The following is a 20,787-nucleotide window of genomic DNA, read 5'->3' as shown; positions in this document are numbered from 1 at the left end:
TTTGCCGACGAGCCTGCGCCAGCCGACACTGCCGCTGCGCCAGTCAAGACAGCTACTGCACCGGCGTCCCATACACCGGACTTCCGGCCGCTTGAGCGCATGGCGGATCTGTTTTTGCTGCTGGACCGCTGGGTTGAGAGAGGGTGGCTTAGGTCGCTGGACCGCGCCTTTGTATCCTTTCTTTATGAGCTCGACGGGGAGAGCCACCCGAGCGTGATGCTGGCAGCGGCATTGACCAGCCATCAGCTGGGCCATGGGCATGTGTGTCTGGATCTGGCGGAAACCCTGGGCAACCCAGACATGGCCCTGTCGCTGCCACCGGAAGGTGATGAAGATCGACAGCCGGTGCTGTTGCCTTCCGAGGTTTTGACTGCTCTCAACGTAACGCATTGGCTGAATGCATTAGAGAGCAGCCCCATCGTGGCCATTGGTCAAGTGGATGACTGTCCACTGGTGCTTGATGGCCAGCGGTTATATCTGCGCCGCTACTGGAGCTATGAGCGCCGTGTCAGCGAATGCCTGCGGCTGCGTTTGTCTGGCCTGGGCCATGTTCCAGACGATCTTTGCACGCGTCTGGCGGGCTTGTTTCCTGAACGTCCGCTGATTGATGGCCAAAGCGTGACTGACTGGCAAAAACTTGCCTGCGCCCTGGCCGCGCGTGGAGCATTCAGCATCATCACAGGCGGTCCTGGCACTGGCAAAACCACGACTGTTGTTCGGCTTCTCGCCCTGCTTCAGGCCCCAGCCGTCGAGAAGGGGACGCCCATGCGTATCCGCCTGGCCGCACCCACAGGTAAGGCCGCCGCACGGCTGACCGAATCCATCGGGCGGCAGGTGCAGTCGCTGGGTGTAAGCGAGACCGTTCGGCCGCATATTCCGGTAGATGTCACCACGGTGCATCGGCTGCTTGGCAGCCGCCCGGATACCCGTCATTTTCGCCATCATGTCAGTAATCCGTTGCCATTGGATGTGCTGGTAGTAGATGAGGCCTCCATGATCGACCTGGAGATGATGGCCTGTCTGCTCGATGCGCTGCCACAGCATGCGCGGCTGATCCTGCTAGGCGATAAGGACCAGTTGGCCTCGGTCGAGGCGGGCGCTGTGCTGGGCGATCTGTGCCGTGATGCCGAGCTGGGTTACTACACACCGGAAACCCGGGCATGGCTGGAGGAAATCTGTGGCGAATGCTTGAGTGAGGAGGCACTGGAGGATGGCCATCATGAACAACATGCTCTGGCACAGCAGGTGGTTATGCTACGCCATTCCCGCCGATTCAATTCCAGCAGTGGTATCGGCCAGCTGGCGCGCCGGGTAAATCTTCAGGAGGCCAGCGGTGCACGTGAGCTGCTGGTCAAAAAGACCTACGATGACCTGTTCTGCCTGCGGCTGCGCGATGCCGAAGACAGGGCGCTGGAAAAGCTGGTGCTAGAAGGTCATTCACCCCAAGGGCCTTATGGCTACCGGCATTACCTACGGGTGATGCAGGCGCTTCGCCCCAGTTACGACCTGCCTATGGATGATCCTGTATGGGAAGCCTGGGCCAAGGCTGTGCTGGATGCGTTCGATGAGTTCCAGCTACTCTGCGCGGTCCGCAAAGGACCCTGGGGAGTAGAGGGCCTTAACCAGCGGATTGCCAAGGCGTTGCTTAATGCAGAGCTTATTAGTCAGGACCAAGGCTGGTACGAGGGCCGCCCGGTACTCGTGACCAAGAATGACTACAGCCTGAACCTCATGAACGGGGATATTGGCATTGCTCTGTGTATGCCTGAACCGGCCAATCGCTCCGGCAAGGCAATTCGTGTGGCTTTTCCGCGTAACGACGGCACCGGTGGCCTGCGCTTTATCCTGCCGAGCCGACTGTCCGCTGTTGAAACCGTGTTTGCCATGACGGTACATAAATCCCAGGGCTCCGAGTTTGCTCACACGGCGCTGATACTGCCGGATACGATCAGTCCGGTGCTGACCAAGGAGCTGATCTACACCGGCATTACCCGGGCTCGGGACTGGTTCAGCTTGATCGAGTCCAAATCCAGCGTTTTTGAAGAGGCCGTGTCCCGGCGCGTCAGACGCCTGAGCGGGTTAATGCTGATGTAAGCCCGACTCGTGCGTGAACCGTGTTGGGCATCGTCGCAGAACCTTCCATCCAACCTACAGGCCTCGTAGGTTGGATAACGCGTAGAAGGTCCAACAGGATCAAATACGTATCTGGCAGCCCTGGCATTCAACCCTAAACCCATTCGTCATTTCACCTTTTCGCGCCAAAAGCGTGCCGTAGCCACTGGACGGGCTTACCCGGCGCACATAAGGTGCGAGCTTTGATGTATCTGTTGTGAGGCTGCTATGAATTCGCTGAACCTGATCTCCCTGGTATTGCCGCTGGCGGCGCTGCTGGGGTGGGGCGTAACGGCAGCGTTGCTGGTTAGACAGCAACAAGGGTTGCAGGCACGACTGCAGGAAACCCAGGAGCTGATTGAAGCGGAACGCAGCGAGGCTCAGCGGTTGGAGGTCGCCAACAGCCGGCAAGCCGTTGAGTTGAATGCTGAACGCGACCGGGCAAAGCAATTGAAAGAGCAGATTGAGCTGCTACGGCAAAGCGAGACGGAGCTTAGAGGGCAGGTTCGTCAGGCGCACCTGGAGGTGTCCGATCACCGTGCCACCGCTGAAGCTGCCCGCGCCCAGCTGGACGGCCTGCAGCAGCAACTGGCCGAGCAGCGTACCCAGCAAGCCCGCGATCAGCAGATGCTCCGAGAGATACAGGCACGTCACGCCCAGCTGGTGGAGGAACATGCCACCTTGCGGACCACGCTTGAGCAAAAGGAACAGCATTTCCTTGAGCAGACCCAGCTTCTGAAGGAAAGCCGCGAGCAACTCAAGGCGGAGTTCGAGCAGCTGGCCAGCCAGATCTTCGAGGCAAAGGGGCAGACCTTTTCTCAGCACAGCCAACAGTCGCTGGATGCATTGCTCAAGCCGTTTCGCGAGCAGATTGATGCCTTCCGCACCAAAGTTGAAGATATTCACCATAAAGATACTCAGCAGCAGGCTGCACTGGCGCAGCAGCTGTTTGACCTGAAAGAGCTCAACCGGCAGATCACCCAGGAAGCCCATGAGCTGGCAACCGCGCTGAAAGGGCAAAAGAAAACCCAAGGCAACTGGGGCGAGCTGATTCTTGAAAACGTGTTGGAGCGTTCTGGCTTGCGGCAGGGCACTGACTTTATGCGTGAGGTCAGCTTTACCACTGAGACAGGCCGTCGCCGGCCGGACGTCCTAGTCTACCTGCCACAGAACAAGCACCTCATCATTGACGCCAAGGTGTCACTCAACGCCTATACCCGTTACATAAACTGTGAAGACGAGGCCGAGCGCCGAATCGCGCTGGCGGAGCATGTGCGCGCGATAGGTGAGCGCATACGTGAGCTGTCGGACCGTGAATATTTCAAGCTGCCGGGCCTTAATGCACCGGAAATGGTCTTTATGTTCGTGCCCATCGAGTCAGCCTTTGTCGAAGCGCTCAAGGCAGACGAGACCCTGTTTCAGCGGGCTATCGAACAGAATGTGCTGGTCGCAACCCCTACTACACTGCTGACCAGCCTGAATATCGTCAGGCAGCTCTGGCGCTTCGAAGACCAGAGCCGGCACACCGCCGAACTGGCCGACCGCGCCAGCCGGGTCTACGACAAGCTGCGGACCTTTCTGGGAAGTATGGACGGTATTGGCAAGAGTCTGGAAAAAGCCCAAGAGGCCTATCACAAAGCCTGCGGACAGCTTGTTAGTGGGCAGGGCAACCTAGTCAAGCAGGTCAACGATTTCCGCGCCTTGGGCGTATCTGTCAAGGCAGAGATTGACGAGCAATGGGCGGAGCGGGCAGACCTTGAGCTGAACCTGATTACCCTGGATGGAGAATCCGCATTTCAGGAGCGGGAGGTATAAAAAAGCGCGGCACAGGCCGCGCTTTTCCATTCAGGAGCAGGCTCAGCTCTTGGCAGGCTCGGCGCCGGTAAGTGACTCGTTCGCATTAACCGGCTGCTTGTCGGTCAGATGGGAGCGGTCGGTTGCCACGTTCCAGACGATTAACGCCGCCACGATGTCGAAAATGGCCAGCACGATAAACAGTGGGCTGTAGCCTACCTTGGTCACCAGCACGCCAAAGACAAACGTGAATGCCGCGGCGCCCAGGTAGCCAAACATCCCACCCATGCCGGTCGCAGTAGCCACTTCATTCTTGCCAAATGCGTCAGCGGTCACCGAGTACAGCGCGCCCGACAGCGTCTGGTGGGCAAAGCCGCCGATACACAGTAGGGCAATCGCGGTATACGGGCTTGCCACAAGGCCAGTACAGGCTGGTGCGATCATGCAGAAGGCACCCAGCATCAGTACGATCTTGCGGGACGTAAACAGCGAGACCTTGAGGTGCTTGTGGAAGAAAGGGCTCATGTAGCCGCCCAATACGCAGCCGATGTCTGCTGCCAGGAAGGGTAGCCAGGCAAACAGGGCCACTTCCTTAATGTTCATGTGACGCTCGGTCATCATGTACAGCGGGATCCAGGCATTAAACGTCTGCCAGGCCGGCTCGGACAGAACGCGTGCCGCTCCGATGGCGAAGAAGTTACGGCTGGTCAGGATCTTCTTCCAATTGGCCTTGGCAGGGGTTTCATCCTTGTGCTGAGCTTCCTGGCCCGACAGGATGTAGTCCCGCTCGGTGTCGGACAGCAGTTGCTGCTGGCGAGGGTGCTTGTAGAATACGAGCCAGAGCGCGCTCCAGACAATACCCAGTACACCCACGATCAGAAACGCCAGTTCCCAGCCACTTTGCAAAATAGCCCAGACCACCAGCGGTGGCGCCAGTAATGCGCCCACAGACGAGCCAATATTGAACCAGCCAATGGCAACCGAACGTTCCTTGGCGGGAAACCACTCGGACGTGGCTTTTACACCTGCCGGAATACCGGCTGCTTCTGTCAGTCCCAGCAGGCCCCGGAAAAACGCAAGCCCTTGCCAGCCGTTGGCCATGGCCGCAGCCGCGCACGCTACCGACCAGGCGATAGCAAAGATCGCAAAGCCCAGCTTGGTGCCGATGGCATCCAGCAGGTAGCCGGCAATGGGCTGCATGAAGGCATAGCAGAGCTGCCAGGCGATGACGATATGGGAGTATTCCTCAGCACCAAAGTTAAGCTCTTTCATCATGGTGGGCGCTGCCACCGAGAGGGTATTGCGAGCCAGATAGTTGACGATCAGACCACCCGTGACAAGGGCGACCATCCACCAACGGATTCCTTTTATTTTCATGACACACCTTTAATTGTTTTTAATGGTTGAGCTGTGCAGCGGGGCAGGGCTAACGCAATGAGAAGCACCAGCGCGTGAGCAAGCGCTGCGCTCGAAATGAAAAGCCTAAGGCGACCAACAAGCCCGCAGCGTTCGGCGGGAGAGCAGGCGTGATAGACGCGTAGACTGCCGGCAGATGAGGTAATGATGTGAAGCAGAAGAGCGGAGCGCAGAGCGCACCATATAGGCGAGACGGATGTATGATGACTTTAGCGTGGCGCTAGATACATGCGTTGTACGTAGTACGCAGGTTGAAACTCTACCGGCCAGCAAGCCGTCAACCACGCTGATAGGCGGGTTTTCTCCCATGCCAGATATGGAGGGAGTTTCACTGTTTCGGGTAGGTGTAATCGCTGCGAAGTTCATAGCGCTACATATCCATTTGTTATGATTGTTTTCGTTATCTGTCATCATACAACTGGAAATATTATGTAACGTTCTCTTGTTACTTTGTCAATTCAGACGATAGAAGAGAGGCGTAACTGATTCTGCTTTTTGTAGAGAGGAGCACTAAACGGTTCCCATAAAAAAAGCCTATGGTTTTCACCATAGGCTTTTAGGCAGGAGAGAGGCGTGGGAGCTGTTAGTCCAGTGTCCACCCGCTCATCGCTGCGTTTTGAGCGCGCTCGGGACCGGCTTTGAGTGCACGGTTGAGTGCCTTGACCGCCTCGCTACCACCATGAGCAGCCAGAGCCTGCATGACATCCTCGCCCGGGATTGTCTCGTGCTCGAGCAGACCTTGAGTAATGCTGTCCAAGGCTGGACGCAGACGTTGCAACAAAGCCATACACTGATCATTCAGACGATGGAGGAGTTCATCCGCATCCGCGATGGAAGTATTCGCATCATATTCGATGCCGGCATCACGTAGCGCCTGGATGCTGATCAGCGAACCTTTCGGACCCATGCCCAGCGAACCTACCATCGACAAGGCCAGTTTGGAGGCTTCCTGCAGGTCCTGAGACGCACCGGAGGATACTTCATGAAAGTAGATTTGCTCGGCGCAGCGACCTGCCAGTAGCATCTGGATACGGGCCTTGAGCTCGGACTCCAGGTGCAGGCGCTTATCTTCAACGGGCGTCACCAGCGTCACACCAAGGGCCTGACCACGGGGCAGGATAGTAACTTTCTCAACGCGACCTGTATTTAGCGCTGCTGCCACCAGAGCATGTCCCGCTTCATGTACGGCGATACGGGTGCGCTCAGCATCACTTAGCGGTGTAAAGGCGGTAGGCTGCTCACCAATACGGCAGGTTTCAATAGCATCCACAAAGTGGCTCATGGTGACCTGTGTGCAGTTTTCGCGAGCCGCCAGCAGCGCAGCATGGTTGGCAATGTACGCGATGGCTGCCGGTGTCAGGCCAACGGTATTACGCGACAGGGCTTCAAGGTCCAGATCGCCTTCTACCTGAATCTTTTTGGCATACAGACGGAACAGCTCAATACGGTCTTCAAGTGTCGGTAGGCCCACTGCAATCGTACGGTCAAAGCGGCCTTCACGAACCAGAGCCGGGTCGAGCGAGTTGGCAAAGTTGGTAGCGCCCAATACAAGCACACCGCTTGAGCCATCAAAGCCATCCATTTCAGTCAGGAACTGGTTGATGATGCGGTTGGCTTCGGCATCGCTGGAGCGGGACTGCTCGGCACGTTTGCCAATGCCGTCGATTTCATCAATGAAGATGATGCATGGCGCTTTCTTGCGAGCGGTGCGGAACAGTGATTTTACCTTTTGAATGCCCACACCAAAGAACATCGATGAAAAGTCACTGCCCGTCACCTGAATAAAATGTGCGTTGCACTCAGTGGCTAGCGCCTTGGCCAACTGTGTCTTGCCTGTGCCTGGCTGGCCTGTCAGCAATACACCTTTGGGCGGGCGGGCGCCCAGTGCTGCGAAGGCTTCAGGGTTGCGCAGGCAGGTGGTGATATCTTCCAGCGCACGTTTGGCCTCATGGGCACCAACGACATCGTCAAAAGATATATTGGTACCTTTACGCTGAACCTTGAACGGGTTTGTTGCACGAAAGGCCAGTGGCACCAGCAACAGCAGAAGCAACAAATAAGTCGGCAGATTAGTCAGTAGGCTGTCCACCACCGGGCTGCGCTCTGCTGATTCAGCAAAGGTAGCTACCGGAAACAACGCTTCGCCACGGTTTGAATAGTCGCGCAATACCAAGTCACCCACGCGGCCAGAAGGGTCGGCTACGGTGTAATGGTTATTGGTGGTAGTAGTGATATACACCGCGCTTTCGCCAATGACAGCACCGGCAATGGCATTGCTGCGCATGTCGTTGACCAGAATGGACAGGTCCTGAGGATGATCTGTCCAGGTCTGTGGAGTGGCACGGACGGTGTCAAGCATCGCCTGGACTGAGCCAGGAGTCGCCTTACTGGCGGTATTGCCTGAACTCAAGCTCCAATATCCAATACTACCTGCCAATAAGGCAGTCAGTGCCAGAGCAGGGATAACAGTAAAGCGATGCTTGCTAAAAAAAGATTTCTTCATGGCGAATCCGGTGGGCGAAACGTCAGCGAGAGAAAAATGCTCTCACTCGAAGGGAACTTTTGGATTATCGGCATGTAGCGCAGCGAGTGAACCCAAACGCGTCAAAATGCGATGAGTGGCGGCACCGCCGGTCGAGTTTGAAAACGATACGGTATTAAAGATTGAGAGAAAAAATGAATTCCAGCCTTTTACCCAATCACTTGGGTTAAGTGCTCTGGAATGCACTTCCTGATAAAGGAGTAGCGGTTACTGCAAAAACTGGTTACGGTCTGAGTGGCAAACTCGTATTAATTGGCTACAACTGGATAAGCATTAATACCTAATTGAAGAACGTTTTATACACCATTAGGACAATTGGTGAAAAAGGCCGCAAAGACCTTTTTATAAAAAGCAGGATTGCCCACTCATGGAAAGATTGGAACAGACGTTATGAGTCAAGCCTCGATACCTTCACATACAGTGATAGACGAAGCGTTGAGTCAACGTATTCGCACGGCTCGACATATTGTGTTCTTTACCGGTGCCGGTGTTTCAGCCGAAAGCGGTATACCTACCTTTCGAGATGCGCAGACAGGACTCTGGGCGCAATTTGATGCCTCTGAGCTGGCAACCCCTGAGGCGTTTCAAGCCGATCCGGCGCTTGTCTGGGGATGGTATGAGTGGCGCCGCATGAAGGTGCTGCAGGCTCAACCCAACCCGGCTCATTTCGCCATAGCCCGTCTGACCCAACGGTTTCCACATGCCACCGTTATTACCCAGAACGTAGATGATCTACATGAGCGTGCAGGTCACTCGAATATCCTGCATTTGCACGGCAGCCTGCACCAGCCGCGCTGTTTTACCTGTGGCGTAGGCTATTCATTCGATAATGAAATACCCGTTGAACCTGATTACGGTCGTCGTGTCGAACCGCCACGCTGTGCCCGGTGTGATGGTTTGATCCGGCCAGGTGTGGTCTGGTTTGGCGAGTCACTTCCCGCACAGACTTTGCAGCAGGCATTTGATGCTGCGGCCCAATGCGATGTTCTTTTTTCCATTGGCACCTCTGGGGTGGTCTATCCGGCAGCTCAAATGCCCCATATTGCACGTGATGCCAATGCCGCCATTGTCCATATCAATCCACAACCCGTCTCTGGAATATATTCCGATGACTGGATGTTGATTGGTGCAGCAGGTGATCTATTACCTAAGTTGGAAAGAGAAGTCTTTTTCTGATGTATCTCGTTACTTGAATGTGACTCTGTTTCATAAAGCGTTCACGTTGACTCTTGAGAATTCCATTGCTTTAACCCGGCCTGCTGAATATTCAATCGTCATCAAGGAGTGATGCCAGAAGAATCTCACTATATCGCTGTGTTTAATTTCTCATTTGTTTGAGGCGAAATGGTTTTAAGGGCTTTTTTGTTTGTGATCGAAAGATCGTTGGATAGCCTACCGACATAAAGAATAATCGAGGCTTAAAGTTGAGTTCAGCAAACGCCATTATGGCAACAGGCCGCCCGCCGCTGACCGTGAAACTGCTCACCAAGAATCAGTTGCTGGGTCAATTGTTCCAGCACTTTTTGAATCAGCAGGCAGAATTCGAGTTATGCGTGGGTGACTTCAATGGATTGGATAAGGCCAAGGCATCTCTCTGGCTGCTTGATGTCGGTAGTGTCGCGTTCGAACAATGCTCGGCTGTACTGGATCAGTTAATCAGTCAGGCACCGGTTGCGTTGGTCAATACATCAGACGAGCAGGCGCAGCAACTTATCGAGAAGCATCCCGAGATCAAGGGAATCTTTTATACTCATACGTCCCGAGAGCTTTTGCTCAGTGGCATACAAGCCTTGCTGATGGGGCGAGACTGGTTGCCACGCGATGTCATGGAGCGTCTGATCGAGCGTTATCGACGTATGCAAACGCTGGAAGAGGAAGCGGTTGACCTGACCGGGCGCGAGCGTGAAATCCTGAGCCTGGTGGGCAAAGGGTACTCCAACGCGGAAATTGCCCGGCAGCTTTGCTTAAGCACCCACACTATCAAAAGTCATATTCATAATTTGCTTCGCAAGATTGGCGCTTCCAATCGTGCGGAGGCAGCGCTGAAGTTCTACGAAAAAAGCAAAGGACATTAAAACAATGAAGCGCTGGGGAGTCGGACTGCTGGGGATGATGATGCTGATATCGGCGCAGGCTGCCGATGATGAGGAAGATATCCAGGGGTTTATTGTCGACAACACTATTTCCCGCTTCGGTCACGACTTTTATCGTTATTTCAGCGATCGGTTGGTCGATACCAGCCAACTGGACTTCAACTTGGTAGTACGCGAGAGACCTTCTGCACGTTGGGGAAGTTTGGTCTGGGTGGAGCATAACCAGCGTGTGGTTTACCGGCAGTTCGTCCAACCCAATGTCTCGGAGCTAAAAGGCACTGCCTATGCGGCTGCGGACATGGTCAAGGACACAGTCGCCAAGGAAAAACTGGAAAATCTTTTATATGACACTTTCGACATGGACAGAGACGAGCTATGAAGAATAAGAACGTACTTTCAGCAACGACGCTAGGGCTGCTATTGCTAGGTTCCGTCTCATCGCTTCAGGCCACCGAGCTGGTCTACACACCCAAGAATCCCGCGTTTGGCGGCAGCCCCTTGAATGGCTCTTACCTGTTGGGCAATGCGCAGGCCCAAAATGATTTTGATGATCCCAATGCCAAATCATCCAGCAGCATGTCGGCCATCCAGCGATTTACCAGTCAGCTGCAATCAAGCCTGCTCTCCCAAGTGTTGACCAATGCCCGCAACGGCAAGGCCGGTAGCGTCACCACAGATGACTTCATCGTCAATATTCTCAACGACGAAACGGGACAACTGGTCATTCATATTACGGACCGGGTAACCGGTGAGATTTCTGAAATCGCCGTCAACGGATTGGCCGGATCGGCTTACTAAGCAGCACGCTAAACCAGGAACTAGCCATTATGAAACGACTCATGATGTCGTCAGCATTCCTATGCGCGATGCTGATGCAGGGATGTTCTGTGCGTGACCCCATGCCCGCCGAACAAGATGCCCAACCCACGTTGACCCCTCGGGCCTCTACTTATTACGATTTACTGAATCTTCCTGCTCCCCGGGGCAAGCTTGTTGCGGCCGTCTATGGTTTCCGCGATCAGACCGGCCAGTACAAGCCCAGCCCGGCCAGCTCGTTCTCTACAGCAGTTACCCAGGGTGGTGCCAGCATGCTGGTCGATGCGCTCCAGGCCAGTGGCTGGTTTGTGGTGCTTGAGCGTGAGGGCCTGCAGAATATTCTGACCGAACGCAAAATTATTCGGGCTACTCAGAGCAAGCCCAACACACCGCAGAATATTCAGCAGCCGCTGCCTTCCCTCCAGGCGGCCAACATCCTGCTGGAAGGTGGCATCGTTGCGTATGACACCAATATTCGCAGCGGTGGAGAAGGGGCTCGCTATCTGGGTATCGGGGCGTCCCAAGAGTATCGGGTAGATCAGGTGACGGTTAATCTGCGCGCCATCGATGTGCGCGGTGGGCAGGTGTTGGCGAACGTAATGACGTCCAAGACCATCTTCTCGATTGGCCGCTCGGCCGATGTTTACAAGTTCGTCGAGTTCAAGAAACTGCTTGAGGCAGAGTCTGGCTATACCACCAATGAGCCGGCTCAGCTTTGCGTGCTATCCGCTATTGAAGCGGCTGTGGCACATCTCATCGCCCAAGGTATCGAGCGTAAGCTGTGGGTAGCGTCTGACATCCATGCGCTTGAGGGCAATGGCGTCTTGAGCAAATACGTAACATCGAAAACAATGCCCAAGTGAGCAAAAAGGGCCTTTAGAGGCCCTCATAGGTCTGATCAGTTGGGGCCTATTTGAGCGCAATGAGCAGGGGTGTCCAGGTATTTTTTGAGCGTCGGCCATTGCGGGCGCTCCTGCCCGTTCACCGGCTCGACGGCCAGGTTGTAATTACCCCAGCCAGGACCCGCTGCCCAGTAGGTCGCCGGAATACAGTTCTGTCTAAGGTACGCCAGCATGTTATCCATCAATATCAGCCAGCGTGGATCATTATCGGGGATACCAAACTCTCCGATATAACCTTTTTTGCCATGTTTCTTCAGCCACTCTACGAAAGGCTTCACACGCGCTACGCCATACATGGGGTCCAGCGTGCTGACATCTACCGCCGCGTAAGTACCGCCCGAGTTGTTATCGAAATAGGTATGTGCTGAGAAAATCAGGTTATCGGAAGGGTCTTTCAGGTTGAGCAGCGAGTCGTTCCAGTGCGCCCAGCGAGTAGCCTCTGCCCAGCCGTTGCCCTCAACGATGATGGGTTTGACCTTGTCCACCGTGCGCACGCCATTGATGCCATGTTGTGCAGCCGTCGGCCAATAGTCGAGCGCACCGTTCGGCTCGTTCATGATGTCATAGGCATAGAGGGCAGGGTGCTTGGCCCAGCGAAAGGCGATGCGGTACATCACGTCATGATACGCCCCATAAGGCACGTTCTTGGTGCCGATCAGCTCACCGCGATAACGCGCATAGTTGTGTAGATCCAGGATCACACGCACGTTGTACTTTTGTGCGTAGTTCATAGTCTGCTGAATCAGCCCAACATAGGCAGGGTCCAGCATGTTGTAGAGCTTTGGTTGTAGACGCTCCCAAATGATGGGGAAGCGGATCAGACGAATACCTTTGGCACTCCATTCCTTGAAATGTGTTTCCGTAGGAAAAATGTAGTTGCGGTTATTCATGCCAGGCAGAACATGGGCCGCAAATCCTGCGCCCGACATGTTCAGGCCCACCAGCCCGACGCTTAGATCGTCGGCTTGGGCATGAGAGGGGAGGATTACCAGAGAGGCGGATAGTAAAAGACCCTGTGCTGCGCCACGAAGAAAGCGTGTAAGTCGGGCAACAGGTTTAAAACAGTTCATGGAAGTCTCCCCAATATTGAGTAAATCAATCACCAGCAGCCGTGATGCGCTGGAAAAGCCGTGACAATCGTTAGGCGCAAGGGTGAATTCCGTTGCACATGCTGTCGTTGTGCTCGGCGTATCGACGGTTAAGCGCTTGGCTTGAGGAGTGGAGTGGGCTTTAAAATGCCCGTAATAGAGCGCCAATTAGCCGCAGTCATAGCTATTTGAGATTAAGTTTTTAGAGCGTCAAAAGTACGGCGAAAGGGCATGTAAGAATAATTGGCGTAGCTAAGTTGTGATAGCTCAACGATTAACGCTGACTATGAACAGGCTTCGGAAGAGGCGTGTAGGCTGGGAAGGATAGGCACGAAGAGGGCAGAGCAGCGATAGATAAGCGGTTTAGAGCCTTTAGAGTGATAGCGGAGAAATGTTCTAAAGTGTGAGCCTGGTCAATTAATTGGTTGCCTTCGCTAACCTACAAAGGCAACCAATCATGGACTGGGGTTTAAGCTCAGTGCACGGACTGGGAGCCTACCTTGCTGAGCACGGCAAGGGTTTGCTTGAGCGCGGCGAAGGCATTGTTGGCCTGCTCATCGGTACTTAATAAGCCATCAAACAGGCTAGCAATCAGTACATTATCCCGCTGAGTAAAGGTTTCAATAATCACACCTGCATTTACCTTGGTAACTGCACTGGTATCCTCTATCTGTTCAACTATCAATGAGGCAAGCAGCGCCACATAACGGGCTGCCAACGGGTATGCCTTGAGAAACACACTATAGGGGGCGCCAATCAGGCTGGGTGAAAAACCCTTGGCCAAGCCGCGCTGGGCCGTAGCCGCCGCCAGGTGGATAGCCGCTTCACGGTGCTGGATGATGCCTGGATTGTCTTGCAGTGCCTTGCTCATATGAGTAATGAGCGTATTGAGGAATACCTTGCGGTTGGCCAGGTACTCATCCTCGATATCCAGCAGATTCTTATGAATATAGGCCAGTTGCCGTGCCTCTTCTTCACCTTCAGCGGTAATGGTGGCGTTAAACGCTCGCGTCAGCGGGGCGGCAAGAATGCTGGGTTTGCGTCCTTCCATCTCAGCCTGAAGAATCGGCCCGCTGGAATCTGAAAAGAAGATTCGGTCCTTGTACTGCTTGAACAGCCCATTCCGGGCCGTTACCCATTGTTCGGGCTGGAAGAGCTGTACAGCGGTGCTGTCGGGAACAATGACGCGGTTCTTGGGACGCGCAGACAGATAAGCCTCCAATTCGGAGCTGGCGAAGGCGCTGCTGTCAATAACGAGGTAGCGATGGCTCACAAAGGTTCCTTGATAAAGCCTGCTGGTCAGTGAGTCTGGCCAGCAGTGAACGACAGGAAGCGTCTGGTCAAAGAGCCAGGCGCATGGAAAGATCCAGTGCCTTGACGTCCTTGGTCAGAGTGCCTATTGAAATATAGTCGACACCGGTTTCGGCGATAGGGCGAATGGTCGTGTCGTTGATACCACCCGAGGCCTCCAGCTTGGTACGGCCTGCAGCGATTGCCACGGCCCGAGTCATGTCTTCAAGCGAAAAATTATCGAGCATGACGATTTCAGCGCCTGTAGCCAGGACCTGCTCAAGCTCGTCGAGGTTTTCTACCTCCACTTCCACCGGTTTGCCAGGGGCAATACGACGGGCCGTCTCGACAGCCTGAGCAATACCTCCGCAGGCTGCGATATGGTTTTCCTTGATGAGAAACGCGTCGTATAGACCAATACGATGATTATGACAGCCGCCACAGGTGACGGCATACTTTTGTGCCAGTCGCAGGCCAGGCAGGGTCTTGCGAGTATCCAGCAGTCGTACCGGAGTACCGCTGACCAGATCAGCATAATAGCTGCAACGGGTCGCAGTGCCTGACAGCAGTTGCAGGAAGTTGAGGGCTGTACGCTCCCCCGTCAATAGCGAGCGGGCTTTTCCTGAAAGGGTAAAGAGCGTCTTGTCGGCCATGATGCGCTCGCCGTCCTGCACATGCCACTTAACCCTTACGTCGGGGTCGATCTGGCGGAATACTTCATTCACCCAGGCCGTTCCACAGAGAGTGGCGTCTTCGCGAGTAATGACAGTGGCGCTGGCGGTACGATCAGCGGGAATAAGCTGGGCGGTAATGTCGCCAGTTCCTACATCTTCAGCCAAAGCGTTGCGAACATTGGCCTGGATTTCCTGGGGTAATTGTTCTAGGTAGGCTGAGGGCATGGGCAGTCCTGGCATGCGGTGTGAAGCGCGGCCTCATGGACGCGCTTCAGCGGGCTGGGTCAAGACCTCCAGATTACCAGAGCTTAACGGCGGCTGCCTTACTCGATAGGCTCGTAGGGCAGGCCAACGTAATTTTCAGCAATGGTCTTTCTACCCGCTTCAGAGCCCAGGAAGTAATCCAGTTCTGTCTGCTGAATGCGGCGGCCAAAGTCATCGGTATCCGGAAAACGATGCAGTAGAGACGTCATCCACCAGGAAAAGCGCTCGGCTTTCCAGACCCGGCGCAAACAGACCTCTGAGTACTTTTGCAAAAGGTCCGTACGGCCTTCGCGATAGACCTTGGTCAGGATGCGGTACAGAGTACAGACATCACTGGCCGCCAGGTTCAGCCCCTTGGCGCCTGTAGGCGGAACGATGTGTGCCGCGTCGCCCACGAGAAAGAGATGACCATACTGCATGGGCTCGACCACAAAGCTGCGCAGTGGCGCGATGCTTTTTTCAATAGAGGGGCCGGTAATCAGATTGGCCGCTGTTTCAGCCGGTAGGCGACGCTTGAGTTCATCCCAAAAGCGCTCGTCGGACCAGTCCTCAACCTTCTCGTCGCTTGAGACCTGCACGTAATAACGGGTACGCGTCTTGGAACGCATGCTGCACAGGGCAAAGCCGCGTTCATGGTTGGCGTAGATCAGCTCTTCGTTTACGGGAGGCGTGTCGGCCAGCACGCCTAGCCAGCCGAAGGGATATACCCGCTCGAACGTCTTGAGTGACTCTGCGGGAATCGACTGGCGGGAAATGCCGTGGTAACCATCACATCCAGCGATGTAATCACAATCTACGCGTACGGTTTCGCCATTCTTTTCAAAGGTTACGTAGGGTTTTTCACCCTTGAGTTCATGGAGCTGTACGTTGTGAGTGTCATAGACAGTAAGCGCACCGCAGGCTTTGCGTGCGTCCATTAAGTCGCGGGTCACTTCAGTCTGGCCGTAGATCATAACCGTCTTGCCACCGGAGAGCGTTTTGAGATTGATGCGCTCCCGGCGGCCGTCGAACGCAAGCTCGACACCCTCGTGTACTAAGCCTTCCCGATCCATGCGCTCACTGACGCCCGCCTCACGCAAGAGATCGACCATGCCTTGCTCAAGTACACCGGCGCGAATGCGACCGAGCACGTAATCGGGGCTTTGGCGTTCGAGAATAATGTTATCGATACCGGCCTTATGCAGCAGCTGGCCCAGGAGAAGGCCGGATGGACCGGCGCCGATGATGGCGACTTGTGTCTTCATTGTTAGAGTCTCTCGCTTATTGTTTCGTGACGTCCGGGGAGGGTTGCAACCGGCGTACGTTCTTATCTGCGTCACCTGTATTTTTGGTTGATCATTGCTGCGCGAGAAGGCACTTTACGTATGAAGTTCTGGACTTTTATAAACTCTATCGCATAACAATGGGGGCCATCATGAAGCCGTCCGCGCCGAGTATTCCTGTATTCATGCTTTATGGTGATCCATTGGAATGGCCCACACCGGATCTGTTGCACTGTGAGTCCATTCCCAAGCGTAGCAGTCTGCATCATTGGGAAATCCAGCTGCATCGCCACGCTGATCTGGTGCAATTGCTCTACGTACGAAAGGGCTGGGCTGAGTTGAATGTGGACGGTCAGCTAACCCGCATCGATGATTCTGCGATTCAGGTAGTGCCAGCTTTCTGTATTCACGGGTTTCGCTTCTCAGAAGACATTGATGGCTTCATTCTTACCTTGGCCATGCCACTGGTCTCGCGCCTACAAGAGCATTTAGGCGGTCAGACCCAGACCTTCAGCCAGCCTGCGCTTTATCGGGTCGGGCGAGAACGGCGCTATATCCATACACTTTTTGCTGCGATCAATAACGAGTACAGCACCTCGGCACCGGCGCGGGATCTATTGCTGCAGTCATTGGTAGGCGTGTTAGCGGTATGGTTGGGACGGCAGGTAATGGTGCGCAATGCCCAGGAACGGCCCGAGCGAGGTCAGTCTTATCTGACCGCATTTTCTCAGCTAGTAGAATCGAATTACTCCAGGCACTGGCCTATCGAGGGGTATGCCAACGAATTGGGAATCACACCGGCTTATCTCAATGGCCTCTGCCGACGGCTGCGCGGGCAGACGGCGTTGGGCGTCATTCATCAGCGACTGTTGCTCGAAGCCAAGCGAAACCTGATTTATACAGGCCTTACGGTAAACCAGATCGCCGACCTGCTTGGCTTTTCCGAGCCGGCGTACTTCACGCGCTTCTTCAAGCGGCTGGTTGGAGTCTCACCTTCGGTTTTCCGTCGGGAATCCCCTTTGCGGGAAGCTGAGCTGCATACAGCGTGAGTTCAGCGGCTACACTGACGTCTCGCTTATCTATAGTCAGACAACCATGGATCTTGAACTGGCACGTACCTTTCTGGAAATTGCACGTACCGGGAGTTTTCTGGCGGCGGCTGAACGGCTGCACGTAACTCAAACCGCCGTCACCGCACGGGTGCAGAGTCTGGAAGCGCAGCTTCAGTGTCGATTATTTGTGCGTAACCGGGCAGGTGCCCGGCTAACGGCGGACGGCCAGGTATTTGCCGGATACGCCAGCCAGCTCGTACAGACATGGGAGGCTGCACGGCGTGATCTGCCACTGCCGGAGGGGTTTCCTAATCTGATTACGGTAGGAGGTGAGGTAAGCCTCAGTAACCCACTTATTCTTAGTTGGGTAAAGCGTCTGCGTGAGGCGCTGCCCGGTTACGCGGTGCGGGCCGAAATTGCTGACAGTAGCCGCCTGCAGCAACAGGTAGAACAGGGTGTACTTGACGCGGCGCTGGTCTATCAGCCGGAATATTGGCCAGGTATGCAGGTTGAGCAGATCCTGGAAGAAAAGCTGATCCAGGTCTGCTCAGTTGCTCAACCTGGCCCCTACATCTATGTCGACTGGGGGGAGGCCTTCCGAAAACAGCACGATGCTGCCATGCCCGAAAAGGCAAAAGCGGCGCTTTCATTCAGTTTAGGGCCGTTGGCGCTGCAGTACCTTGTGCTGAATGGGGGGGCGGGGTATTTCAGAACACGGGTTGTGCAAAGTTATCTGGACACCGGCATTCTGCAACGGGTGGAGCGGGCGCCGGAATTCACTTATCCCACGTATCTGGTGTATTCACGTGACAAGGAAACGTCTGTTCTTCAGAACGCTATCCAGCTATTGAGAGAGGTGATCAACGAGGAGGCCGACTGGTCTCAGCGTTGGGAAGGGTAGAGCCTAAGACGCATGATCCGAGCCATGCGCCTTTGGTATCACGCAGCGTTTTCTTCAGAGGAACGCTGGTTGGCCGCCTCGCGGTGTGCGAGTACGTTCTTTAACCAGCGCTGATAGAGTGCAGCAATCAGGTCTGTCTGACTGATGATACCGACTAGATTGCCAGGCTCGTCCAGGACGGGCAGGTAATGCAGGCCCTTGTCTGACAGTAGCGACACCAGCTCTACGATATGGGTGGTGTCGCGTACGCACTTCACGTGGCGTGTCATGAACTGCCCAAGGGGAATCTCGCCCGGATTGCCGAGTGCTTTCGTCGAGCCCGGTTCGATCGCTTTGAACAAGTCGGCCAGGGTGACGATACCCACCAGATGCCTTGCCTCATCAAGAATCGGCAGTGCCTTCAGGTGGTGGGATTCCAACAAGCTCCAGGCCTGCTGTAACGTTGTATCAGGATGAGCTACCTGCAAATCCCTGGACATGATCTGGGCGGCCGTAATCGCACCCATGCTTCGGCTCAGCGCATGCCGTTCGGTCTGCCGAACCAGCGCTTCGAGGTCGTCTCGAGTGATATCGACAAAGCCACCAAACTCCTTCATGGCCAGTTCCAGATCCGCTGTTGTAAAACCTGCACGCTGAGAAGGCAGCGGGTCGCGTGTGTTATGCGGGTTGGCTGCTGGCGCGGGGGGCTTGGGATAGGGCAGGCGGGTCAGATTGTTGTAGACCAGGGCACCTGCCAGGACAATCAACGAGCAGAGTGCAACTGGCAGCATGACGTGCAACCCCAGCTGCTGGAAAGCTGGCCCCCCCAGGCTGACCGCCACGACAACTGCAATACCCGGCGGATGCAGGCAGCGCAGGCTGAACATGGTGACGATGGTGAGTGCCATCGCCACCGCGGCAGCCACGAGGGTATGGTCAATCCACTGACCGACCAGCGCCCCAATGCCGGCAGCCACTACGTTACCGCCAATGATTGACCAGGGTTGCGCCAGGGGGCTGGACGAGACAGCAAACAGCAGCAGGGCCGATGCGCCGATAGGGGCTGCAATCCGCAGCGCGATCTCGAGTCCGTAAAAATGAGTACACGCCAAAACGCTGGCTACCATGCCCAGGCAGGCGCCAAGTGTGGCACGGACCAGTTCACGGGGCGGGGCTTTGACGGCAATGGGTTTGAAACGCTTGAACCAGGGCAGCAAGGAACGCAGTCTTTTTTTCACAATTATTAGAGGCTTTTATAGGCACGCAGGTAATAGCTTGTCCATCGTACCGAGCCTTTTGGAATCGATCTAATGAATAATAATGAGGTTTTTAATCAACAATAATGTATTAAAAGGCGGATCGCTTGACCCGCCTATTCGGGTTAGGCTTCCAGGGAGGCTGCTGGCCCAAAAAACTCATAATGGCTTTGTGCTTCAGGCACACCTAGCGCCTTGAGTTCGCGCTTGATCATGGCCATAAAGGGCTGCGGCCCAAGGAAATAGGCGTCCAGGTCACGGTCTTCAGGCAGCCACTGTTCCAGCAGCGCTTGTGTTAGCAGACCGGTTGCATCGCCCTGGTCTTCGGGGCGAGGGTTGCTGTAGCAGAAATAACAGCGTAGCTGAGGGTGCTTCGCCATCTGAGCTTCAAGCCACGGGCGAAACGCCTGCACACCAGCGTCCCGAGCACAGTGAATAAATGTAATAGGCCGACGGGTTTCAAGTGCTGCTTCCAGCATGGCAAGTGCCGGAGTAATCCCAACGCCTGCCGTAATGAACGCCAGGGGCTTTTCGGATGGCTTCAAGGTAAAGTCGCCGGCTGGGGGGAACAACTCCAGACGATCACCTTCCTTCACCTGGTCATGCAGATAGTTGGACACGCGACCGTTAGCCTCGCGTTTGACGCTGATGCGGTATTCGTGACCATTGGCGCGAGCAGACAGAGAATAATTCCGGCGTACTTCTTCGCCCTCCAGCATCAGGCGCATGCCGATGTATTGACCGGGCTGGAAACCCAACAGGGCATTACCGTCGTCAGGCACCAGGTAGAAGGAGGTAATCTCGTTACTCTCTATTACCTTGCGGGCCACCCTGAACCAGCGACCGCCACGCCATCCGCCAGGTGCCGCTTCGTGAGTAGCGTAGAGATCCTCTTCTGCCCCAATCAGGATATCCGCCAGCTGGCCGTAAGCGGCAGCCCAGGCATCAATGACTTCATCGGTAGCGATCTCTTCGCCCAATACTTCACGAATAGCCCGCAGTAGGCAGGTTCCTACGATGGGATAATGTTCAGGCAGAATCTGTAAGGCAACATGCTTGTTGACGATTTGACCTACCAGGGGGCCGAGCGCCTCCAATTGGTCAATATGTCGGGCATACATGAGTACACCGTTTGCCAATGCGCGAGGCTGGGCACCACTGGCCTGGTGAGCCTGATTGAATAGCGGGCGAACCTCGGGATACTCGTTGAGCATCATTTTGTAGAAGTGAGTGGTCAGCACTTCACCCCCAGTTTCTAGCAAGGGAACAGTGGCCTTGATGATTGTGCGTTGTTGAGCAGTTAACATAGTTCAGCTCCTGAGTTAGCTTTACTGATGTAATACACA

17 protein-coding genes are annotated in these 20,787 nt (G+C 55.0%); 9 read left to right on the top strand and 8 right to left on the bottom strand.

What is annotated here, in order from left to right:
• The first annotated feature begins 99 nt into the window (after positions 1-99).
• A complete protein-coding gene (recD, locus tag IEX86_RS00635; RefSeq protein WP_229685237.1) occupies positions 100-2,094 on the top strand; it encodes an exodeoxyribonuclease V subunit alpha in 1,995 nt (664 codons plus the stop codon).
• A 246-nt stretch (positions 2,095-2,340) separates the two neighbouring features.
• Positions 2,341-3,927, top strand: a complete 1,587-nt coding sequence (shdA, locus tag IEX86_RS00630; RefSeq protein WP_188864144.1) for a DNA recombination protein RmuC — start codon at positions 2,341-2,343, stop codon at positions 3,925-3,927.
• A gap of 42 nt (positions 3,928-3,969) precedes the next feature.
• Here shdA and IEX86_RS00625 read toward each other — a convergent pair whose 3' ends face one another.
• Together IEX86_RS00625 and IEX86_RS00620 are read right to left on the bottom strand one after the other, a co-directional pair.
• Entirely contained in the window at positions 3,970-5,283 is a 1,314-nt protein-coding gene (locus IEX86_RS00625; protein ID WP_229685222.1) for an MFS transporter, read from the bottom strand.
• Positions 5,284-5,905: 622 nt separating this feature from the next.
• Positions 5,906-7,825, bottom strand: coding sequence for an AAA family ATPase (locus tag IEX86_RS00620; RefSeq protein ID WP_188864143.1), 1,920 nt, complete (start codon positions 7,823-7,825; stop codon positions 5,906-5,908).
• Between the two features lie 459 nt (positions 7,826-8,284).
• On the opposite strand from IEX86_RS00620, the gene IEX86_RS00615 reads away from it, so the two are divergent.
• The 5 genes from IEX86_RS00615 (at position 8,285) to IEX86_RS00595 (ending at position 11,636) form a co-directional block, all read left to right on the top strand.
• Complete coding sequence (locus IEX86_RS00615; protein ID WP_373290386.1) at positions 8,285-9,040, top strand: SIR2 family NAD-dependent protein deacylase; 756 nt, start codon at positions 8,285-8,287, stop codon at positions 9,038-9,040.
• Positions 9,041-9,309: 269 nt separating this feature from the next.
• A complete protein-coding gene (locus IEX86_RS00610; RefSeq protein ID WP_188864746.1) occupies positions 9,310-9,939 on the top strand; it encodes a helix-turn-helix transcriptional regulator in 630 nt (209 codons plus the stop codon).
• A 4-nt stretch (positions 9,940-9,943) separates the two neighbouring features.
• A complete protein-coding gene (csgE, locus tag IEX86_RS00605; RefSeq protein ID WP_188864141.1) occupies positions 9,944-10,336 on the top strand; it encodes a curli production assembly/transport protein CsgE in 393 nt (130 codons plus the stop codon).
• On the top strand, positions 10,333-10,755 hold the full coding sequence (locus IEX86_RS00600; RefSeq protein ID WP_188864140.1) for a curli assembly protein CsgF: 423 nt from the start codon (positions 10,333-10,335) through the stop codon (positions 10,753-10,755). The genes csgE and IEX86_RS00600 overlap by 4 nt, the downstream gene beginning before the upstream one ends.
• 29 nt (positions 10,756-10,784) lie before the next feature.
• Positions 10,785-11,636 carry a CsgG/HfaB family protein gene (locus tag IEX86_RS00595; RefSeq protein WP_188864139.1) on the top strand — a complete coding sequence of 284 codons (852 nt, stop codon included), beginning with the start codon at positions 10,785-10,787 and terminating at the stop codon, positions 11,634-11,636.
• Between the two features lie 35 nt (positions 11,637-11,671).
• Here the strand turns inward: IEX86_RS00595 and IEX86_RS00590 are convergent, their stop codons facing one another.
• The 4 genes from IEX86_RS00590 to pobA all read right to left on the bottom strand — a co-directional run bounded on the left by IEX86_RS00590 (position 11,672) and on the right by pobA (position 16,235).
• Complete coding sequence (locus tag IEX86_RS00590) at positions 11,672-12,745, bottom strand: glycoside hydrolase family 5 protein (protein ID WP_188864138.1); 1,074 nt, start codon at positions 12,743-12,745, stop codon at positions 11,672-11,674.
• 493 nt (positions 12,746-13,238) lie between these two features.
• Positions 13,239-14,036 carry a hypothetical protein gene (locus tag IEX86_RS00585; RefSeq protein WP_188864137.1) on the bottom strand — a complete coding sequence of 266 codons (798 nt, stop codon included), beginning with the start codon at positions 14,034-14,036 and terminating at the stop codon, positions 13,239-13,241.
• Between the two features lie 67 nt (positions 14,037-14,103).
• Positions 14,104-14,952: a carboxylating nicotinate-nucleotide diphosphorylase gene (nadC, locus tag IEX86_RS00580; protein WP_188864136.1), complete on the bottom strand. Its 849-nt coding sequence runs from the start codon at positions 14,950-14,952 to the stop codon at positions 14,104-14,106.
• 98 nt (positions 14,953-15,050) lie between these two features.
• Entirely contained in the window at positions 15,051-16,235 is a 1,185-nt protein-coding gene (gene pobA / locus IEX86_RS00575; RefSeq protein ID WP_188864135.1) for a 4-hydroxybenzoate 3-monooxygenase, read from the bottom strand.
• A 170-nt stretch (positions 16,236-16,405) separates the two neighbouring features.
• On the opposite strand from pobA, the gene IEX86_RS00570 reads away from it, so the two are divergent.
• Positions 16,406-17,302 carry a helix-turn-helix domain-containing protein gene (locus IEX86_RS00570; protein WP_188864134.1) on the top strand — a complete coding sequence of 299 codons (897 nt, stop codon included), beginning with the start codon at positions 16,406-16,408 and terminating at the stop codon, positions 17,300-17,302.
• A 46-nt stretch (positions 17,303-17,348) separates the two neighbouring features.
• Entirely contained in the window at positions 17,349-18,206 is an 858-nt protein-coding gene (locus tag IEX86_RS00565; RefSeq protein ID WP_188864133.1) for a LysR family transcriptional regulator, read from the top strand.
• Between the two features lie 38 nt (positions 18,207-18,244).
• Here IEX86_RS00565 and IEX86_RS00560 read toward each other — a convergent pair whose 3' ends face one another.
• Together IEX86_RS00560 and hmpA are read right to left on the bottom strand one after the other, a co-directional pair.
• On the bottom strand, positions 18,245-19,423 hold the full coding sequence (locus IEX86_RS00560) for an HPP family protein (RefSeq protein ID WP_188864132.1): 1,179 nt from the start codon (positions 19,421-19,423) through the stop codon (positions 18,245-18,247).
• 143 nt (positions 19,424-19,566) lie between these two features.
• Positions 19,567-20,748, bottom strand: a complete 1,182-nt coding sequence (gene hmpA, locus IEX86_RS00555) for an NO-inducible flavohemoprotein (protein WP_188864131.1) — start codon at positions 20,746-20,748, stop codon at positions 19,567-19,569.
• Positions 20,749-20,787: the final 39 nt, after the last annotated feature.

It is taken from the genome of Pseudomonas asuensis (assembly GCF_014646755.1).
Classification (GTDB): Bacteria; Pseudomonadota; Gammaproteobacteria; order Pseudomonadales; family Pseudomonadaceae; genus Chryseomonas; species Chryseomonas asuensis.
Note: the sequence above shows the minus strand (reverse complement) of the source record. Positions and strands in the feature narration are given on the sequence as shown.

Bases quoted from the DNA above. Each gene is read 5' to 3' on its own strand.
- pobA (WP_188864135.1), bottom strand. From the start codon at position 16,235: ATGAAGACACAAGTCGCCATCATCGGCGCCGGTCCATCCGGCCTTCTC.
- IEX86_RS00565 (WP_188864133.1), top strand. From the start codon at position 17,349: ATGGATCTTGAACTGGCACGTACCTTTCTGGAAATTGCACGTACCGGG.
- IEX86_RS00595 (WP_188864139.1), top strand. From the start codon at position 10,785: ATGAAACGACTCATGATGTCGTCAGCATTCCTATGCGCGATGCTGATG.
- IEX86_RS00590 (WP_188864138.1), bottom strand. From the start codon at position 12,745: ATGAACTGTTTTAAACCTGTTGCCCGACTTACACGCTTTCTTCGTGGC.
- IEX86_RS00620 (WP_188864143.1), bottom strand. From the start codon at position 7,825: ATGAAGAAATCTTTTTTTAGCAAGCATCGCTTTACTGTTATCCCTGCT.
- IEX86_RS00570 (WP_188864134.1), top strand. From the start codon at position 16,406: ATGAAGCCGTCCGCGCCGAGTATTCCTGTATTCATGCTTTATGGTGAT.
- IEX86_RS00625 (WP_229685222.1), bottom strand. From the start codon at position 5,283: ATGAAAATAAAAGGAATCCGTTGGTGGATGGTCGCCCTTGTCACGGGT.
- nadC (WP_188864136.1), bottom strand. From the start codon at position 14,952: ATGCCCTCAGCCTACCTAGAACAATTACCCCAGGAAATCCAGGCCAAT.
- IEX86_RS00610 (WP_188864746.1), top strand. From the start codon at position 9,310: ATGGCAACAGGCCGCCCGCCGCTGACCGTGAAACTGCTCACCAAGAAT.
- hmpA (WP_188864131.1), bottom strand. From the start codon at position 20,748: ATGTTAACTGCTCAACAACGCACAATCATCAAGGCCACTGTTCCCTTG.
- csgE (WP_188864141.1), top strand. From the start codon at position 9,944: ATGAAGCGCTGGGGAGTCGGACTGCTGGGGATGATGATGCTGATATCG.
- recD (WP_229685237.1), top strand. From the start codon at position 100: ATGGCGGATCTGTTTTTGCTGCTGGACCGCTGGGTTGAGAGAGGGTGG.
- shdA (WP_188864144.1), top strand. From the start codon at position 2,341: ATGAATTCGCTGAACCTGATCTCCCTGGTATTGCCGCTGGCGGCGCTG.
- IEX86_RS00600 (WP_188864140.1), top strand. From the start codon at position 10,333: ATGAAGAATAAGAACGTACTTTCAGCAACGACGCTAGGGCTGCTATTG.